Consider the following 14148-nt stretch of genomic DNA (forward strand, 5'->3'; position numbering starts at 1 on the left):
TGAGCTTTTTGCTATCGGCACCTATTGTGCTGTTAGTATCGATAGATGCCAGTGGGGAGGAAGTCTGATGAACGTCATCTTTATGGGGCCCCCGGGTGCAGGAAAAGGTACTCAGGCGGAACGAATCGTTGATGAGTTTCAAATTCCGCATATTTCTACGGGAGACGCCTTTCGGCTGGCGATGAAGCAGGAAACGCCGCTCGGGCTCGAAGCGAAGAAGTATGTGGATCAAGGTTTGCTCGTACCGGATGAAATTACGATCGGGATCGTTCGCGAACGCCTTCAGCAGCCGGACTGCAGCAAAGGCTTTTTGCTGGACGGTTTTCCAAGAACCATTTCCCAAGCCGAAGCTTTGGATGAGATTGCGGCAACGCTGGGTAAAACCATCGAGCACGTGATCAATCTGAAAGTGGATCGGGACTTGCTGCTTGCCCGTTTGACAGGTCGCCGGATCTGTAAATCCTGCGGTGCTACGTATCATGTCTTGTTTAACCCTCCTGCACGTGAGCATGTTTGCGACAAATGTTCTGGTGAGTTGTATCAACGTTCGGATGACACCGAAGAAAAGGTAGGGACTCGTTTGGACGAGTATACCAATAAAACCGCTCCGCTTTTGGAGTATTATCGTAACAAGGGAATATTGCGTGAGGTTAACGGTGAGCAAGAGATTAATACGGTTACTGCACAAATCAGTTCACAATTGCGGGGGCTTGCGTAATGATCATCTGTAAGTCAGCTGCTGAATTGGAATTGATGCGGGAGGCGGGACGGATTGTCGCCGAAACGCATCGGGTGCTGCGGCAAGCCATTCAGCCCGATATTACAACGAAACAGCTCGACCAGATCGCAGAAGATTTTATTCGCAGTCAGGGCGCAATTCCGTCTTTTAAAGGCTACAATGGTTTTCCTGGCAGTATTTGCGCTTCGGTCAACGACGAACTGGTTCACGGCATACCCAGTCAACGAAAGCTTAAAGACGGTGACATCATCAGTATCGACATCGGTGCAGAGTACAAAGGATATCATGGAGATTCCGCATGGACCTACGGTGTTGGCGAGATTTCCGATACGGCCCGCAAGCTGCTCGAAGTAACCGAAAGGTCGCTTTATGCAGGACTTGCCGAAGCCAAGCCGGACGCCAGACTGTACACGATATCCCACGCCATTCAAAAAGTGATTGAAGATGAAGGTTTTTCGGTTGTTCGTGAATACGTAGGACATGGCATCGGAACGAAGCTCCACGAGGAGCCGCAGATTCCGAACTACGGGATTCCAGGGCGCGGTCCGCGGCTGAAGCCCGGTATGGTACTTGCAATCGAACCGATGGTCAACGTGGGCGAACGTTACGTGAAGACCCTCGCAGACAATTGGACGGTTGTGACGGTGGATGGCACACTGTGCGCGCATTTTGAGCATACCATAGCGATTACGCCGGACGGCTACGAGATTTTTACGCTGCCCGGTAAGTAAAGCACGATGGCAACATCGAACATGCCCCAGATCGGACAAATCGTAAGGGTGAATCGGGGACGGGAATCCGGATCGTACGCTGTCATAATCGGCGTCGTAGACCAACGGTACGTGTGGATTGCAGACGGCGGAAAACGGAAATCAGACGCACCCAAAAAGAAAAACGTGATTCATCTTGAGCTTCTGCCGGCGATCAGCAGCGAAGTGGCTGATAGTATTATGACTACCGGTCGAGTCACCAACGGAAAGCTGCGGTTTGCATTGACGAAGTATGCGGACCATGAATCAGCGAAAGCGCAAGAGAAAGGAGAATGACTGTGGCCAAAGAAGATGTGATTGAAGTTGAAGGTACAGTGATTGAACCTCTTCCGAATGCAATGTTTAAGGTTGAACTGGAGAACGGTCATAAGATACTTGCTCACGTATCCGGTAAAATCAGAATGCACTTTATCCGGATCCTGCCCGGCGATAAAGTGACGGTCGAGCTCTCGCCCTATGATTTAACCAGAGGCCGTATAACCTATCGTTTTAAATAAATGTAATAAGTCAGTTTTCTCACAAAGCTCAGCTAACTCTTACGATGTAAGTTTTCTCACGAAAACTAAGCAACGCTTACGAAGTAAGTTTTCTATACGAAAACTCTTAGGAGGTTAACACCATGAAGGTTAGACCGTCGGTCAAGCCGATTTGCGAAAAATGCAAAGTCATTCGCCGCAAAGGGAACGTTATGGTAATCTGCGAAAATCCGAAACACAAACAAAAACAAGGTTAAGGAGGTGCTGTGTTAAATGGCACGTATTGCTGGTGTAGACTTGCCTCGTGACAAACGGGTAGTAATCGCGCTGACCTACATTTTCGGGATCGGTAACACGACTGCTCAGAAAATTGTCGCTCAAACCGGTATCAATGCCGATACTCGCGTTCGCGATTTGACAGAAGACGAAGTAAGCAAAATCCGCGACGTCATCGACAAAACGCTGAAAGTAGAAGGCGACCTGCGTCGTGAAATCGCACTGAACATTAAGCGCCTGATCGAGATCGGCTGCTATCGTGGTGTTCGTCACCGCCGCGGCCTGCCTGTTCGCGGTCAACGTACTAAAACAAATGCTCGTACGCGCAAAGGTCCTCGTCGTACGGTAGCTAATAAGAAAAAATAGTAAAGGGGGGTAACCTTTAAATGGCTAAACCTAAAAAAGTCGTTCGTACAAAACGTCGTGATCGGAAAAATATCGACTCCGGAGTGGCTCATATCCGCTCTACGTTCAACAACACTATCGTAACCATCACCGACCCGCACGGGAATGCAATCTCCTGGGCAAGCGCCGGTAACCTCGGGTTCAAAGGCTCGCGTAAAAGCACTCCGTTTGCTGCGCAAATGGCTGCCGAATCTGCGGCAAAAGCTGCAATGGAGCATGGCATGAGAGCAGTTGAGGTTATGGTTAAAGGACCGGGTGCAGGTCGCGAAGCTGCGATTCGTTCGCTGCAAGCTGCAGGTTTGGAAGTTAACCTGATTAAAGACGTTACACCGATTCCTCATAACGGTTGCCGTCCTCCGAAACGTCGTCGTGTCTAATTAGGATTCCTAAGTCATGCGGTATATTTTTCCAAAAGTTGTGAATACTATTTGGATAGGCATACTGCGCGTTTATACGTCTTAAGTTATCCAAAAGGGAAACGACGTTTTGAAGGAGGGTGTAACCATGATCGAAATCGAAAAGCCGAAAATAGAAACCGTATCATTGAGCGAAGACGGCACCTACGGCAAGTTTGTCGTAGAGCCATTGGAACGAGGCTACGGAACGACTCTTGGGAACTCGCTTCGCAGAATTTTGCTTTCGTCTTTGCCGGGCGCCGCTGTGACGTCCGTGCAAATCGACGGCGTGCTGCATGAGTTCTCCACGGTTCCTGGCATCATGGAAGATGTTACGGAGATTATCCTGAACCTGAAAGGGCTGTCGCTCAAGATTCACTCCGACGAGGAGAAAGTGCTTGAGATCGATGCTGAAGGCGAAGGGGCTGTTGTGGCTGGCGATATTCGCGGCGATAGCGATGTGGAGATCTTAAACCCGGATTTGCACATTGCTACGCTGTCCTCCGATGCAAGGCTGCATATGAGAATTCATGCGAGCCGCGGCCGGGGATACGTATCGGCAGATAAGAACAAAAAAGAGGATCAGCCGATCGGCGTGATTCCGATCGATTCGATCTACACTCCGATTACTCGTGTCAATTACAGCGTAGAAAACACTCGCGTCGGTCAAGTTACCAACTATGATAAGTTGACCCTTGAAGTTTGGACGGATGGAAGCATCCGCCCGGAAGAAGCCGTAAGCTTGGGCGCCAAAATTTTGACGGAGCATCTGATGCTGTTCGTCGGTCTGACCGACGAAGCCAAGGACGCCGAGATTATGGTGGAGAAGGAAGAGGACAAGAAGGAGAAAGTTCTGGAGATGACTATCGAAGAACTCGATCTCTCGGTTCGTTCCTACAACTGCCTGAAGCGCGCCGGCATCAATACGGTGCAGGAATTGATTACGAAAACGGAAGAAGACATGATGAAGGTCCGCAACTTGGGACGCAAATCTCTGGAGGAAGTTCAAGAGAAGCTCGAAGAGCTTGGTCTTGGCCTGAGAATGGAAGATTAAGTCTTAAGTCGCGCACCTCTGACCAATCAAGCAGAAGGAGGTTGCTCACATGGCATACCAAAAGTTGGGTCGTGACTCCAGCGCGCGTAAAGCTTTGTTTCGCGATCTGGTAACCGACTTGTTCATACATGAGCGCATTCAAACGACGGAAGCGAAAGCCAAAGAACTTCGTTCCATCGCAGAAAAATTGATCACCTTGGCAAAACGTGGTGACTTGCATGCACGTCGGCAAGTGGCTTCCTTCGTTCGTCGCGAAGCGGCAAACGAAAACCAAGATGCGATTCAAAAGCTTTTCTCCGATCTGGCTCCTCGCTACGCTGAGCGTCAAGGCGGCTATACCCGCATTTTGAAGCTTGGACCTCGTCGCGGCGATGCTGCTCCTATGGTTTACTTGGAGCTTGTAGACCGGGCTTAAGAGAAAAAGGATGGGAAAGGGTGGACGGGATCTTACGATTCTGATGAAACCCTTTTTTTTGTAGGATCGAAAATTCGTTTTTCCAAGCACGGAGGACTGCCGTGAGAAACATCTGCATGACGGTATCCTACAACGGGGCGAGCTATCATGGCTTCCAAACGCAGCCTCAGAAGATTACGATTCAGCAGCAGCTGGAGCAAGCTTTGTATCAGCTCACCTTTGAGGAGATCAAAGTGACGGCTTCAGGGCGGACTGATGCGGGGGTTCATGCGCGAGGACAGGTCTTTAATTTTCAAACCGGTTCTCAAATCCCGATTGAACGCTGGTGTATGGCGATGAACTCGCGATTGCCGGATGATATTGTGGTATGGGAAGCCAGGGTGGTGCCGGATGATTTTCATGCCCGAAGGTCTGCCAAGCGCAAGACGTACCGATATACGATGCGATGCGGGAAATATCCGGACCTGTTTAAGCAGAACACGGAGTTTCACCATCCGACTCCCCTTGATATAACGGCCATGCAGGACGCGCTGAGCTGCTTTGTCGGCGAGCACGACTTCACTTCGTTTTGTTCGAGCCGATCTTCGGCGGAAAGCCATGTTCGTACGATCTTCGAAGCTCGTTTAGAGTGCGAACCGATGGAGCCGCACTTGCAGTCGTACGCTATCCACATTTATTTGACCGGCAGCGGTTTTTTATATAATATGGTGCGGATCATTGTAGGTACCTTGATTGAGGTTGGCGAAGGGAAGCGGAGCCCCTCTAGTATTCGTGACGTATTGTCGGCAAAAGACAGGGCTTTGGCAGGGCCAACGGCGATGGCGCACGGGCTGATGTTGTGGGAAGTTTTTTATGGAAAAGTTGCGCCAAATGCTTGATTACTACATGCCGATGTAGTAAAATAACAGATGGTGTTTCTTATGACTGGCTACCCCACGGCCCCGGGTCAATGAAACGGCCAACCAACTTGTTTTAAACCTATAACCATGACTATGAATGACCTGTGATGAAGATAGATTTAGGAGGAACATTAACATGCGTACCACATATATGGCGAAGCCTAATGAAGTTGAACGCAAATGGTACATCATCGATGCTACCGACAAGACGCTTGGACGTCTGGCCAGCGAAGCGGCAAGCATTCTGCGCGGCAAACATAAGCCTCAATTTACTCCGCATGTAGACACTGGCGATTTCGTCGTTGTCATCAATGCTGAGAAAATCGTTTTGACAGGTAAAAAACTGCAAAACAAAATGTACTATCGTCACTCCCTGCATCCGGGCGGTCTGAAAGTAACTTCGGCTCAAGATATGCTGAACAACAAGCCTGAGCGTATGTTGGAACTGGCGATTCACGGTATGCTTCCGAAAAACCGTTTGGGCAACCGTCTGAAAACGAAGCTGAAAGTGTATGCAGGTTCGGAACATCCGCATCAAGCACAACAACCTGAAGTTTGGGAACTTCGCGGTTAATAAAGGGAGGACTGTCTTGTGGCACAAGTACAATATTATGGCACCGGTCGTCGTAAGCATTCGGTAGCGCGTGTACGTTTGGTACCGGGCGAAGGCCGTATCGTTATTAATAAGCGCGAGCTGGACGAATACTTTGGTCTGGAAACGCTGAAATTGATCGTAAAACAACCGCTGAACCTGACTGAAACATTGTCCAAGTACGATGTATTGGTTTTGGCTCATGGCGGCGGGATCTCCGGACAAGCCGGCGCGATCCGTCACGGAATTTCCCGTGCTCTGCTCAAAGCAGATCCGGAATTCCGCGGCGCCCTGAAAAAAGCGGGCTTCCTGACTCGTGACCCGCGGATGAAAGAGCGTAAAAAGTACGGCTTGAAAGCTGCTCGTCGCGCTCCTCAATTCTCCAAACGTTAATATCGACTCAACGAACCTTTCCGATTCATTTCGGAAAGGTTTTTTTATTTTCACCGAACAAGCCTAAGAGCAATAAAATAAGGAAGAAGCCTAGACAAAATTTTAAATTGACAAAAAGGGTCCTTCGTTTATAATAAAATTAAATAAAACAAAACACATAATCATACTCGGAATTAAATTAACGGAGGTGCGAAAATCTATGAATTTGTTTGAGAAAGAAGAGTTAATCCGCCAAGCAGCAGAGGATTTTGAATTCCAGGGCCCGGAGGTACTTTTATCCTGGGCGGTAGAAAGATTCCCCAATATCACTTTAGCCTGTAGTTTCGGAGCAGAGGACGTCGTATTGGTCGATATGCTCCAGAAGATCAGCCCCAAGACCGATATCTTTTACCTCGATACAAACGTGCATTTTCAGGAAACCTACGAAACCCGCGACCGCCTGCAGCAGCACTATGGAGTCGAGTTCGTTCAAGTGCTTCCGAAGCTTACGCTGGAGGAGCAGGCGCAGCAGTTTGGTGAAGAACTGTGGAAGAACGCTCCGAACCAATGCTGTAACATCCGCAAAGTCGATCCCTTAACGGATATCCTCAAAAACTACGATGCCTGGATCACAGGAATTCGCCGTGATCAGGCGCCGACACGTGCCAACTCCAAGAAGGTGGAGTACGACGTCAAGTTCGGACTTGTCAAATTCAATCCGCTCGCCGGCTGGACATCTGAAGACGTTTGGAATTATATTCGAAGCAACAACATTATTTACAATCCCCTTCATGATCGGAACTACCCTAGTATCGGCTGCGAGCACTGTACTCGTCCGGTAGCGGTGGGTGAGGACCCGAGAGCGGGCCGTTGGGCCGGCTTCGAGAAGACGGAATGCGGACTTCATAAATAAGCAGAGAGGGTACTAGGAGGGGCAATAGTGATGAGAGAAACCATTCGACCGCATGGCGGGACGCTCATTAATCGGGTGATTGAGGGCGAGAAAAGAACGAGTCTGCTGGAGCATGCCGCAACGTTATATTCGCTTAAGATCGACGCCTGGACGATCTCCGATCTCGATTTGATCGGTGTCGGCGCATTTTCACCGCTTACTGGCTTTTTGGGCGAACAGGATTATCATTCGGTCGTGGAACGTATGCGCTTGGAAGACGGAACGGTCTGGAGCATTCCGATTACGTTAGCCGTCGAGCCGCAAATCGCCAGTGGCCTCGCCATCGGGCAGGAAGTAGCGCTTGTAGGGGCGCAAGACGGCATCATTTACGGCATTATTGAAGTCCGAAGCATTTATCATGTCGACCAGCGCAAAGAAGCGCTGAGCGTGTTTAAAACCGACGACGAAGCGCATCCCGGCGTCCAGAAGCTATTCTCCAGACCATCGACTTATGTCGGCGGGCCGATCCAAGTATTGAACCGTCCGAAGCCGGATAAATTCGAAGAATTTTACTACGATCCGGCTGAGACGCGGCGGCTTTTCTCCGGAAAGGGCTGGAAGAGCGTAGTCGGCTTTCAAACCCGGAATCCAGTTCATCGGGCGCACGAGTATATTCAAAAAAGCGCGATGGAAATCGTCGATGCCCTCTTTTTGAACCCGCTTGTGGGCGAGACCAAATCTGACGATATATCGGCCGACGTCCGAATGCGCAGCTATTTGGTCCTGCTGGAAAATTACTATCCGAAGGACCGCGTATTTTTGGGCGTATTCCCTGCAGCAATGCGCTATGCCGGGCCGCGCGAAGCGATTTTCCATGCGATGGTCCGGAAAAACTACGGTTGCACGCATTTTATTGTAGGCCGCGATCATGCGGGCGTAGGCGACTATTACGGAACGTATGAAGCGCAGGAAATCTTCAGCAACTTCACTCCCGAGGAGTTGGGCATCACGCCGCTGTTCTTCGAGCACAGCTTCTTTTGTACGAAATGCGGCAACATGGCTTCCAGCAAGACGTGTCCGCACGGCAAAGAAGACCATTTGCATCTCTCAGGAACAAAGGTTCGTGCGCTGCTGCGTGACGGCCAATGCCCGCCGCCACAGTTTACGCGGCCGGAAGTGGCGAAAGTGTTGATCGAAGGTATGAAAGAACCAGAATATCAGGTGTAAGCAAGGTATAATTGTCCACCTCGTCCCATAAGATGAAAGAGAGTCTAGGGATGTGAGGTGGATTTTTTCATGTTCGGAAAAAGAAAGAGGGTCGTCGTTTGGCTGACCATGCATAGCGGGATCAAAATCGTGATGTCAGCCTTGTTGGTGGCGCTCATGCTGTTCATGTTCACCTACGAGCTCCCATCCACCAAAACATGGACGTATTGGACGATGCCGCTGTCCGGCAAAATCATCGCATTGGATGCCGGGCATGGCGGGCCGGATGGAGGCGCTCGAAGTAAGGACGGGCTGGAGGAGAAGGATGTCAATTTGGCCATTGCCTTGCACCTTCGGGATTATTTGCAGCAGTCGGGAGCATTGGTGGTCATGACCCGGGAGGACGATCGGGACCTGGCCTCTCCAAGTACGAAGGGGTACAGTAAGCGCAAAACCGAAGATTTGCTGAAACGAGCTGAATTTGTTTCCAAGCAAAAGTCCAATCTATTCGTCAGCATCCATCTGAACAGCATCCCGTCCCCCCGCTGGTCGGGTGCACAGACATTCTTTTATCCGAATCATGCGGACAATGCGACCTTAGCAACGTTGATTCAGGAAGAAATGAAAAGGAATTTGAAAAATACGGATCGGGTCGCGAAGCAGGCCGACAAAGAAATCTATTTGCTTAAAGCGATGACCATTCCAAGCGCTCTTGTCGAAGTCGGATTTTTATCCAATCCGGGAGAGGCTCAGCTCCTTCGGGACCCGACGTACCAGAAAAAGATCGCGACCTCCATTTACCAAGGCATTCTTCGGTACTACTCGGGTGAAAAAGTGGGTTCCTGATGAATTTGTGGTATAATATACCGCAGTACAACTTAAACAATGGATCGCCGAGGTGACATCGTGCTAACCAAAGAACAATTGCTGGCTTCCGTAAGCCCGCTGAAGGACCTGGAATTCGGCTTAAGCTTAGCCGATTTGAATTTTATTCGCGATATCATGATCAAAGAACAACATGTGTCGGCTACCGTACTGCTGTCCAGCGATAACGAATCGTACAAGCAGCAGCTGCAAGCCCAGATTGCTGAAGCTTTCAAGCAAGCAGGCGCCACGGACGTTCACCTGCGCTTTCGGCTTTTGTCCGATTTCGAGCGCAACGAAGCAGCGCGTAAGGTTCAAGAATCCGCTTCTGCTCACGAACAAAACGAACAACCTTCCGAGCCTTCCGTCAACGTGCTTGATCCGCAATCGGGAGTACGTTTTATTGCTATCGCCAGTGGAAAAGGCGGCGTTGGGAAATCGACAGTCACCGTCAACTTAGCCGTAGCGTTAGCAAGATTAGGAAAAAAAGTCGGCTTGGTCGATGCCGACATTTACGGATTTAGCGTTCCCGATATGATGGGCATCGAAGAACGGCCGCAGCTCGTGGACAACCGCATTATTCCGGTTGAGCGGTTCGGCGTTAAAGTGATTTCCATGGGCTTTTTTGTCGAAGAAAATACTCCGGTCATTTGGCGAGGCCCGATGCTGGGGAAAATGCTCCGCAACTTCTTTAACGAAGTGGAGTGGGGTGAGCTTGACTACATTTTGCTGGACCTGCCGCCAGGGACAGGAGATGTAGCCCTTGACGTTCATCAGATGATTCCGCACAGCAAAGAAATTATCGTTACCACGCCTCATGCTACAGCAGCTTTTGTAGCGGCTCGGGCCGGAGCGATGGCCATTCATACAGAGCATGAGATTATCGGCGTCGTCGAAAATATGTCGTATTATGCGTGCAGCAAATGCGGCAATAAGGATTATGTGTTCGGCCGCGGAGGCGGCGGCAAGCTGGCTGAGGAGCTGCATACGAAGCTGCTGGCGCAAATTCCTCTTGGCGTTCCGGACAACCATGTGGCCGAACCGGATTATTCTCCATCGGTTTACAAGGCTGATACCGAAACAGGGCTCATTTACCGCGATATGGCGGAGCAAGTTATTCAGCAGCTAGAGGAAAAAGGATCAGCCTGATCAGGCCGATCCTTTTTTTATGAGGTGGATGCTTAACCGCCGCCTCCACCTCCACCACCTCCGCCCCCTTGCTTAGATCCTCCGCCTTGCTTTCCTTTTCCTCCTCCTTGTTTCTGCCCCTTGCCTTCGCCGCCTTTTCCTTTTTGTCCTTCTTGCTTCGGCATCGACTCTTCCTGCAGCACCTTCTTCATTAAATCCATCATTTCCAAGCGGAAAATCGGACTTTGCAGTGATTCCTGAATAACAGCTTTGGTTTGAGTGCGGTAGGCTGTTCCCTTCAACGTATCCATTAGCATTGCTTCAAAATCCGGGCTCTTCATGGCATCCATCATCGCTTTTTGATATTCGGGGTCCTTTAATAAATCTTTATGAATCTGCTTGGTATCTTTTTGAATGGCTTTCGCGAATTGGCCGGCGAACTTCGGGTCGCTAATCATTTTTTGCAGAAACTGGTTGCTCTGTGTATCGGTCAGCACATCTTTTACCGCCAGCTGGAGCTGCTGCGTATCGCCGGCAGATAATAATTGGAGCTTGCTGTTCTCATGTATGGTAGCTTCTTGGATAGCTTTCCGCCCGTCTTCGGTCTTCAAAATATCGAGAACCATCGACTTGGTGTCTTTGTAAGTATTCCCGCCACCGGCGGACGAAGCTTTAGATTCGGAACCGCAGGAAGTTAAGAAGCCGACGATTAGGACGGCGGGTAAAAAACGAATCCATCGCGCTATCATCAGTTCGGGCTCCTTTCATTGTTTTGCCGTTAGTATTTGTTACGCACCCGGGGATTAACACAATTGTTGTTAGCTTTTTATTGTGAAGGTTGGTACAATTAACTGTTGAAATGACTTATTGGGGGTATAGCGGTCGTGACGTTAAGAAAATGGTTTTATTTATTTTGGACCACGCTGCTGATCGGTGCGGTGACGGCTGTTATTGCCGGGCTTGTACTACAATTGACGGACCAACAGGTTGAGCTTGGTGGAAAACAAATCGGCTTTAGCATGATCACGATGATCCTTGGCGGTGCCACGATCAGTGTGTTGAGCCAGATGGGATTTTTCGCTTATTTGATTGTTCGGTATATTATAGGCGGCATCCTTCGAAAATGGGCCTGGGATATCGTCCAAGTGATCATTACGGTGATCGTCTTGTTCGATCTGATCTATTTGCGTTATGTTAGCAGTGAGCAGCAGATGAGCTGGGGCGTGTACATGATTCTTCCGCTTTCGCTAATTATAGTGTCGATCGGCGTAGCTTGGTGGAAAGTAAAAATGACGAATCGGAGCGCAGCTATTCCGACATTATTTTTTATGATCGCGGTCACGGCGATCGAGGCTATTCCTTCCCTTCGGCTCGACAACGCCGCTTCCACCATCTTTATGATGGTTCCGCTGTACTTGTGTAATGCTTGGCAAATATTGATCCTTAGCAAAGTGCTGAACACAAATAAAGAGCCGATGTAACGGCTCTTGCTGTTTTTTTACATGAGTAGCGGGATTAACGTACAGGTTTCATCGTTTGATCTTCGACAGGCGGCTGATTGCTAACCTTTGTTTGCTTCATCAATTGACTGACGGTCACGAACTCGTAACCTTTTTCGCGTAATTTGTCGATAATAACGGGGAGCGCTTCGTGGGTTTGCTTCACGGAGTCGCTGGCGTGAAATAAAACGATATCGCCGGGATGCGCTTTAGATAAGACGCGGTTGACGATCGTATCGACTCCTTTATTCATCCAATCCTGAGAATCCGTATCCCATTGAATGACCGTATAACGAAGCTCGTTAGCGATCCGCAGCACGCGTTTGTCAAAATCACCGTTCGGAAGCCGCAGCAAGTTCGGATTTGTACCGGTAACTTCTTGAATGATTTGGTGAGCCGTCTTAATTTGGGCGCGAATTTCATCATCGTTCAAGCTGCTGTAGTTCACGTGCTTATGTCCGTGGCTGCCGATTTCCCACCCGCCTTTGACGATTTTGTTCACGGTATCGGGATGGCTTTTGGTCCAAGGGGATGATAAGAAAAAGGTTGCGTTTCGAATCCCCTTATTTTCCAGAATCTGAAGAATCGGTTCCGTGCGCGTATCCCCCCAGCTGATATCGAAGGTGAGAGCAATCAGCTTCCTTTCCGTGGGAATGCTGTAGACCGCGGCGGGTTCGTATTGGGAGAAGACCGAAACGTTTTCCCTTTCCGAATAAATAATGCCGATGGCGAACAGGACAGCAACGGTAATAATTAGCGCTTGTTTTAGCTTTTTGCCGTTCATGACATAAAAGTAATTCACTGGCGAGGCCTCCTTTGCCCATCTCGTCCGGAAAGGCTTGTATTAATAGATGTGTATGCTCGTACCCATATCTTATGCTTAAAAGGAGGGACTCTCTTTTGAATTGGAAAAATGCAATTTTGCAAATGAAGCTGATGAAACATTACTTTATTGCATCCACCCTGGTATTTGTCACGGGCATTGTGATGGGGGCTCTGTACTCAAGTCAGTTTCATGCGTTCATTAACGGCCAGCTCGAAGCTTTAAAACAAATCTCGGATTCCATTGCAAGCAAGCCGAATCAGCAATGGTCGTTATTTTGGCTCATTTTTTGGAACAATGCTTCCAAATCGTTATTGATCATTGCCTTGGGATTGTTTTTCGGGGTATTCCCGCTGTTTTTTCTTCTTGCCAATGGCTTGCTGCTTGGCTACGTATGTATGGTGTCGGCCCAGAAGCAATCCTGGTTGTATGTGATCAAAACAATTCTCCCTCACGGAATCCTGGAGATTCCGGCGATTATCGTGGCCTGCGCCTTCGGGCTGCGGTTGGGCGTCATGGTACTGAAGATGCTGCTTTCCGCACTTAGTCCGACCCGTTCCGCCAAAACAAGAGAACAGTTCATTCTGTTTATCAAAGCCTTGCTGCCTGTCAGTGTCATGCTCGTAGCCGTGCTGTTCGTAGCCGCGTTAATCGAAAGCACGTTAACCTTATGGCTGGCCCGCGGATAAAAATAAATGAAACGCAAACTCATAAAATTGCCCAAAACTGTGCATAACAGTAAAACACAAGACGGTTTTGGCGATATAAAGAGGTATGCAGACAAGCGCCGACCTTTCTTGGTTTGGATTCGATGACGCTTAAGCTGCATATCTTTTTTACATTTGCGCACTTCATTTTGGAAAGGGGCCATATCGGCATGCTTGGCTTTTTGTTTAACGAACGGGAATGCAGAGAACTGGATTACGTCCTGCGCAAGGAACTGGATGAAATGCTCTTCGACTTGAATGACAAGAGAATCGATGCGGACATCAAAACGGCGATCGAATCGCGGTACAAAGTCATTTTCCGCATGTATGCCCGCCTGGCCTCGCCAAAGGAAATTTCGAAATATGCAAGAAACCGGATGTACCATTAAAATAAAATCGAAAAATCGCTTGACTTCCGGTACGCTCTTATGATATTTTATTACTCGTTCTCCTTTTGCAAGCAAGCAGCTTCACCTCTGGAAACAAAAAGAAATAAAAAAATGCTTGCTTTTCGATAGGCGAATGTGATATATTATAAAAGTCGCCGCTAAACGAGGTGACAACAAGAAACAAAGGCTGCAAAGCTTGACAAGGCAGCATTTGTTGAAGGAAATTGTCCTTTGAAAACTGAACATC

At 49.0% G+C, this 14148-nt stretch carries 22 protein-coding genes; 19 read left to right on the plus strand and 3 right to left on the minus strand.

The features are described from left to right. Window positions 1-67 precede the first annotated feature (67 nt). The 16 genes from PEL01S_RS25415 (at window position 68) to salA (ending at window position 10504) form a co-directional block, all read left to right on the plus strand. A complete protein-coding gene (locus PEL01S_RS25415; RefSeq protein WP_127462205.1) occupies window positions 68-718 on the plus strand; it encodes an adenylate kinase in 651 nt (216 codons plus the stop codon). Further along, window positions 718-1470 (plus strand): type I methionyl aminopeptidase, encoded by a 753-nt coding sequence (map, locus tag PEL01S_RS25420; RefSeq protein ID WP_010498845.1) that lies wholly within the window; start codon window positions 718-720, stop codon window positions 1468-1470. The genes PEL01S_RS25415 and map overlap by 1 nt, the downstream gene beginning before the upstream one ends. Before the next feature lie 6 nt (window positions 1471-1476). After that, window positions 1477-1785: a KOW domain-containing RNA-binding protein gene (locus PEL01S_RS25425; RefSeq protein WP_025851050.1), complete on the plus strand. Its 309-nt coding sequence runs from the start codon at window positions 1477-1479 to the stop codon at window positions 1783-1785. Between the two features lie 2 nt (window positions 1786-1787). Continuing rightward, window positions 1788-2006: a translation initiation factor IF-1 gene (infA, locus tag PEL01S_RS25430; RefSeq protein WP_009676800.1), complete on the plus strand. Its 219-nt coding sequence runs from the start codon at window positions 1788-1790 to the stop codon at window positions 2004-2006. 122 nt (window positions 2007-2128) lie between these two features. Then, on the plus strand, window positions 2129-2242 hold the full coding sequence (gene rpmJ / locus PEL01S_RS25435) for a 50S ribosomal protein L36 (RefSeq protein WP_003333770.1): 114 nt from the start codon (window positions 2129-2131) through the stop codon (window positions 2240-2242). Between the two features lie 16 nt (window positions 2243-2258). Continuing rightward, window positions 2259-2627, plus strand: a complete 369-nt coding sequence (rpsM, locus tag PEL01S_RS25440) for a 30S ribosomal protein S13 (RefSeq protein WP_054976007.1) — start codon at window positions 2259-2261, stop codon at window positions 2625-2627. 20 nt (window positions 2628-2647) lie between these two features. Then, window positions 2648-3043: a 30S ribosomal protein S11 gene (rpsK, locus tag PEL01S_RS25445; protein ID WP_010498836.1), complete on the plus strand. Its 396-nt coding sequence runs from the start codon at window positions 2648-2650 to the stop codon at window positions 3041-3043. 127 nt (window positions 3044-3170) lie between these two features. Continuing rightward, a complete protein-coding gene (locus tag PEL01S_RS25450) occupies window positions 3171-4115 on the plus strand; it encodes a DNA-directed RNA polymerase subunit alpha (protein WP_063187743.1) in 945 nt (314 codons plus the stop codon). Between the two features lie 49 nt (window positions 4116-4164). Then, entirely contained in the window at window positions 4165-4530 is a 366-nt protein-coding gene (gene rplQ / locus PEL01S_RS25455; RefSeq protein ID WP_010498832.1) for a 50S ribosomal protein L17, read from the plus strand. A 101-nt stretch (window positions 4531-4631) separates the two neighbouring features. Continuing rightward, window positions 4632-5408 (plus strand): tRNA pseudouridine(38-40) synthase TruA, encoded by a 777-nt coding sequence (truA, locus tag PEL01S_RS25460; protein ID WP_063187750.1) that lies wholly within the window; start codon window positions 4632-4634, stop codon window positions 5406-5408. Between the two features lie 157 nt (window positions 5409-5565). Continuing rightward, on the plus strand, window positions 5566-6003 hold the full coding sequence (gene rplM / locus PEL01S_RS25465) for a 50S ribosomal protein L13 (protein ID WP_025851074.1): 438 nt from the start codon (window positions 5566-5568) through the stop codon (window positions 6001-6003). A gap of 18 nt (window positions 6004-6021) precedes the next feature. Then, window positions 6022-6414, plus strand: a complete 393-nt coding sequence (gene rpsI / locus PEL01S_RS25470) for a 30S ribosomal protein S9 (RefSeq protein ID WP_010498826.1) — start codon at window positions 6022-6024, stop codon at window positions 6412-6414. A 199-nt stretch (window positions 6415-6613) separates the two neighbouring features. Then, a complete protein-coding gene (locus PEL01S_RS25475) occupies window positions 6614-7306 on the plus strand; it encodes a phosphoadenylyl-sulfate reductase (protein WP_127462207.1) in 693 nt (230 codons plus the stop codon). Between the two features lie 30 nt (window positions 7307-7336). Continuing rightward, window positions 7337-8512 (plus strand): sulfate adenylyltransferase, encoded by a 1176-nt coding sequence (sat, locus tag PEL01S_RS25480; protein WP_127462209.1) that lies wholly within the window; start codon window positions 7337-7339, stop codon window positions 8510-8512. Between the two features lie 69 nt (window positions 8513-8581). Then, complete coding sequence (gene cwlD / locus PEL01S_RS25485) at window positions 8582-9337, plus strand: N-acetylmuramoyl-L-alanine amidase CwlD (protein ID WP_127462211.1); 756 nt, start codon at window positions 8582-8584, stop codon at window positions 9335-9337. Window positions 9338-9397: 60 nt separating this feature from the next. Then, the gene (gene salA, locus PEL01S_RS25490; RefSeq protein ID WP_108534912.1) at window positions 9398-10504 is read left to right on the plus strand and encodes an iron-sulfur carrier protein/transcriptional regulator SalA; all 1107 of its coding nucleotides are present in this window, start codon (window positions 9398-9400) and stop codon (window positions 10502-10504) included. A gap of 32 nt (window positions 10505-10536) precedes the next feature. Here the strand turns inward: salA and gerD are convergent, their stop codons facing one another. Next, on the minus strand, window positions 10537-11232 hold the full coding sequence (gene gerD, locus PEL01S_RS25495) for a spore germination lipoprotein GerD (protein WP_063187758.1): 696 nt from the start codon (window positions 11230-11232) through the stop codon (window positions 10537-10539). Between the two features lie 135 nt (window positions 11233-11367). Between gerD and PEL01S_RS25500 the strand changes: the two genes are divergently transcribed. Further along, complete coding sequence (locus PEL01S_RS25500; RefSeq protein ID WP_063187760.1) at window positions 11368-11964, plus strand: KinB-signaling pathway activation protein; 597 nt, start codon at window positions 11368-11370, stop codon at window positions 11962-11964. Between the two features lie 34 nt (window positions 11965-11998). On the opposite strand, the gene pdaB is transcribed toward PEL01S_RS25500, so the two are convergent. After that, window positions 11999-12784 (minus strand): polysaccharide deacetylase family sporulation protein PdaB, encoded by a 786-nt coding sequence (gene pdaB, locus PEL01S_RS25505; protein WP_063187762.1) that lies wholly within the window; start codon window positions 12782-12784, stop codon window positions 11999-12001. Window positions 12785-12882: 98 nt separating this feature from the next. On the opposite strand from pdaB, the gene PEL01S_RS25510 reads away from it, so the two are divergent. Continuing rightward, window positions 12883-13494: a stage II sporulation protein M gene (locus tag PEL01S_RS25510; protein WP_108534914.1), complete on the plus strand. Its 612-nt coding sequence runs from the start codon at window positions 12883-12885 to the stop codon at window positions 13492-13494. 188 nt (window positions 13495-13682) lie between these two features. Further along, window positions 13683-13901 carry a hypothetical protein gene (locus PEL01S_RS25515; RefSeq protein ID WP_025851086.1) on the plus strand — a complete coding sequence of 73 codons (219 nt, stop codon included), beginning with the start codon at window positions 13683-13685 and terminating at the stop codon, window positions 13899-13901. A 37-nt stretch (window positions 13902-13938) separates the two neighbouring features. Here PEL01S_RS25515 and PEL01S_RS34955 read toward each other — a convergent pair. Then, the coding region (locus PEL01S_RS34955) for a hypothetical protein (RefSeq protein WP_218032556.1) at window positions 13939-14148 on the minus strand (210 nt) is incomplete at its 5' end.

The organism is Paenibacillus elgii NBRC 100335, from assembly GCF_004000865.1.
In the GTDB taxonomy this organism is placed as follows: Bacteria; Bacillota; Bacilli; order Paenibacillales; family NBRC-103111; genus Paenibacillus_G; species Paenibacillus_G elgii.

What these genes read in the sequence shown, in the direction of transcription:
- PEL01S_RS25415 (WP_127462205.1), top strand. Translation starts at nt 68, where the DNA reads ATGAACGTCATCTTTATGGGGCCCCCGGGTGCAGGAAAAGGTACTCAG.
- map (WP_010498845.1), top strand. Translation starts at nt 718, where the DNA reads ATGATCATCTGTAAGTCAGCTGCTGAATTGGAATTGATGCGGGAGGCG.
- PEL01S_RS25425 (WP_025851050.1), top strand. Translation starts at nt 1,477, where the DNA reads ATGGCAACATCGAACATGCCCCAGATCGGACAAATCGTAAGGGTGAAT.
- rpmJ (WP_003333770.1), top strand. Translation starts at nt 2,129, where the DNA reads ATGAAGGTTAGACCGTCGGTCAAGCCGATTTGCGAAAAATGCAAAGTC.
- rpsM (WP_054976007.1), top strand. Translation starts at nt 2,259, where the DNA reads ATGGCACGTATTGCTGGTGTAGACTTGCCTCGTGACAAACGGGTAGTA.
- rpsK (WP_010498836.1), top strand. Translation starts at nt 2,648, where the DNA reads ATGGCTAAACCTAAAAAAGTCGTTCGTACAAAACGTCGTGATCGGAAA.
- PEL01S_RS25450 (WP_063187743.1), top strand. Translation starts at nt 3,171, where the DNA reads ATGATCGAAATCGAAAAGCCGAAAATAGAAACCGTATCATTGAGCGAA.
- rplQ (WP_010498832.1), top strand. Translation starts at nt 4,165, where the DNA reads ATGGCATACCAAAAGTTGGGTCGTGACTCCAGCGCGCGTAAAGCTTTG.
- rplM (WP_025851074.1), top strand. Translation starts at nt 5,566, where the DNA reads ATGCGTACCACATATATGGCGAAGCCTAATGAAGTTGAACGCAAATGG.
- PEL01S_RS25475 (WP_127462207.1), top strand. Translation starts at nt 6,614, where the DNA reads ATGAATTTGTTTGAGAAAGAAGAGTTAATCCGCCAAGCAGCAGAGGAT.
- sat (WP_127462209.1), top strand. Translation starts at nt 7,337, where the DNA reads ATGAGAGAAACCATTCGACCGCATGGCGGGACGCTCATTAATCGGGTG.
- cwlD (WP_127462211.1), top strand. Translation starts at nt 8,582, where the DNA reads ATGTTCGGAAAAAGAAAGAGGGTCGTCGTTTGGCTGACCATGCATAGC.
- gerD (WP_063187758.1), bottom strand. Translation starts at nt 11,232, where the DNA reads ATGATAGCGCGATGGATTCGTTTTTTACCCGCCGTCCTAATCGTCGGC.
- PEL01S_RS25515 (WP_025851086.1), top strand. Translation starts at nt 13,683, where the DNA reads ATGCTTGGCTTTTTGTTTAACGAACGGGAATGCAGAGAACTGGATTAC.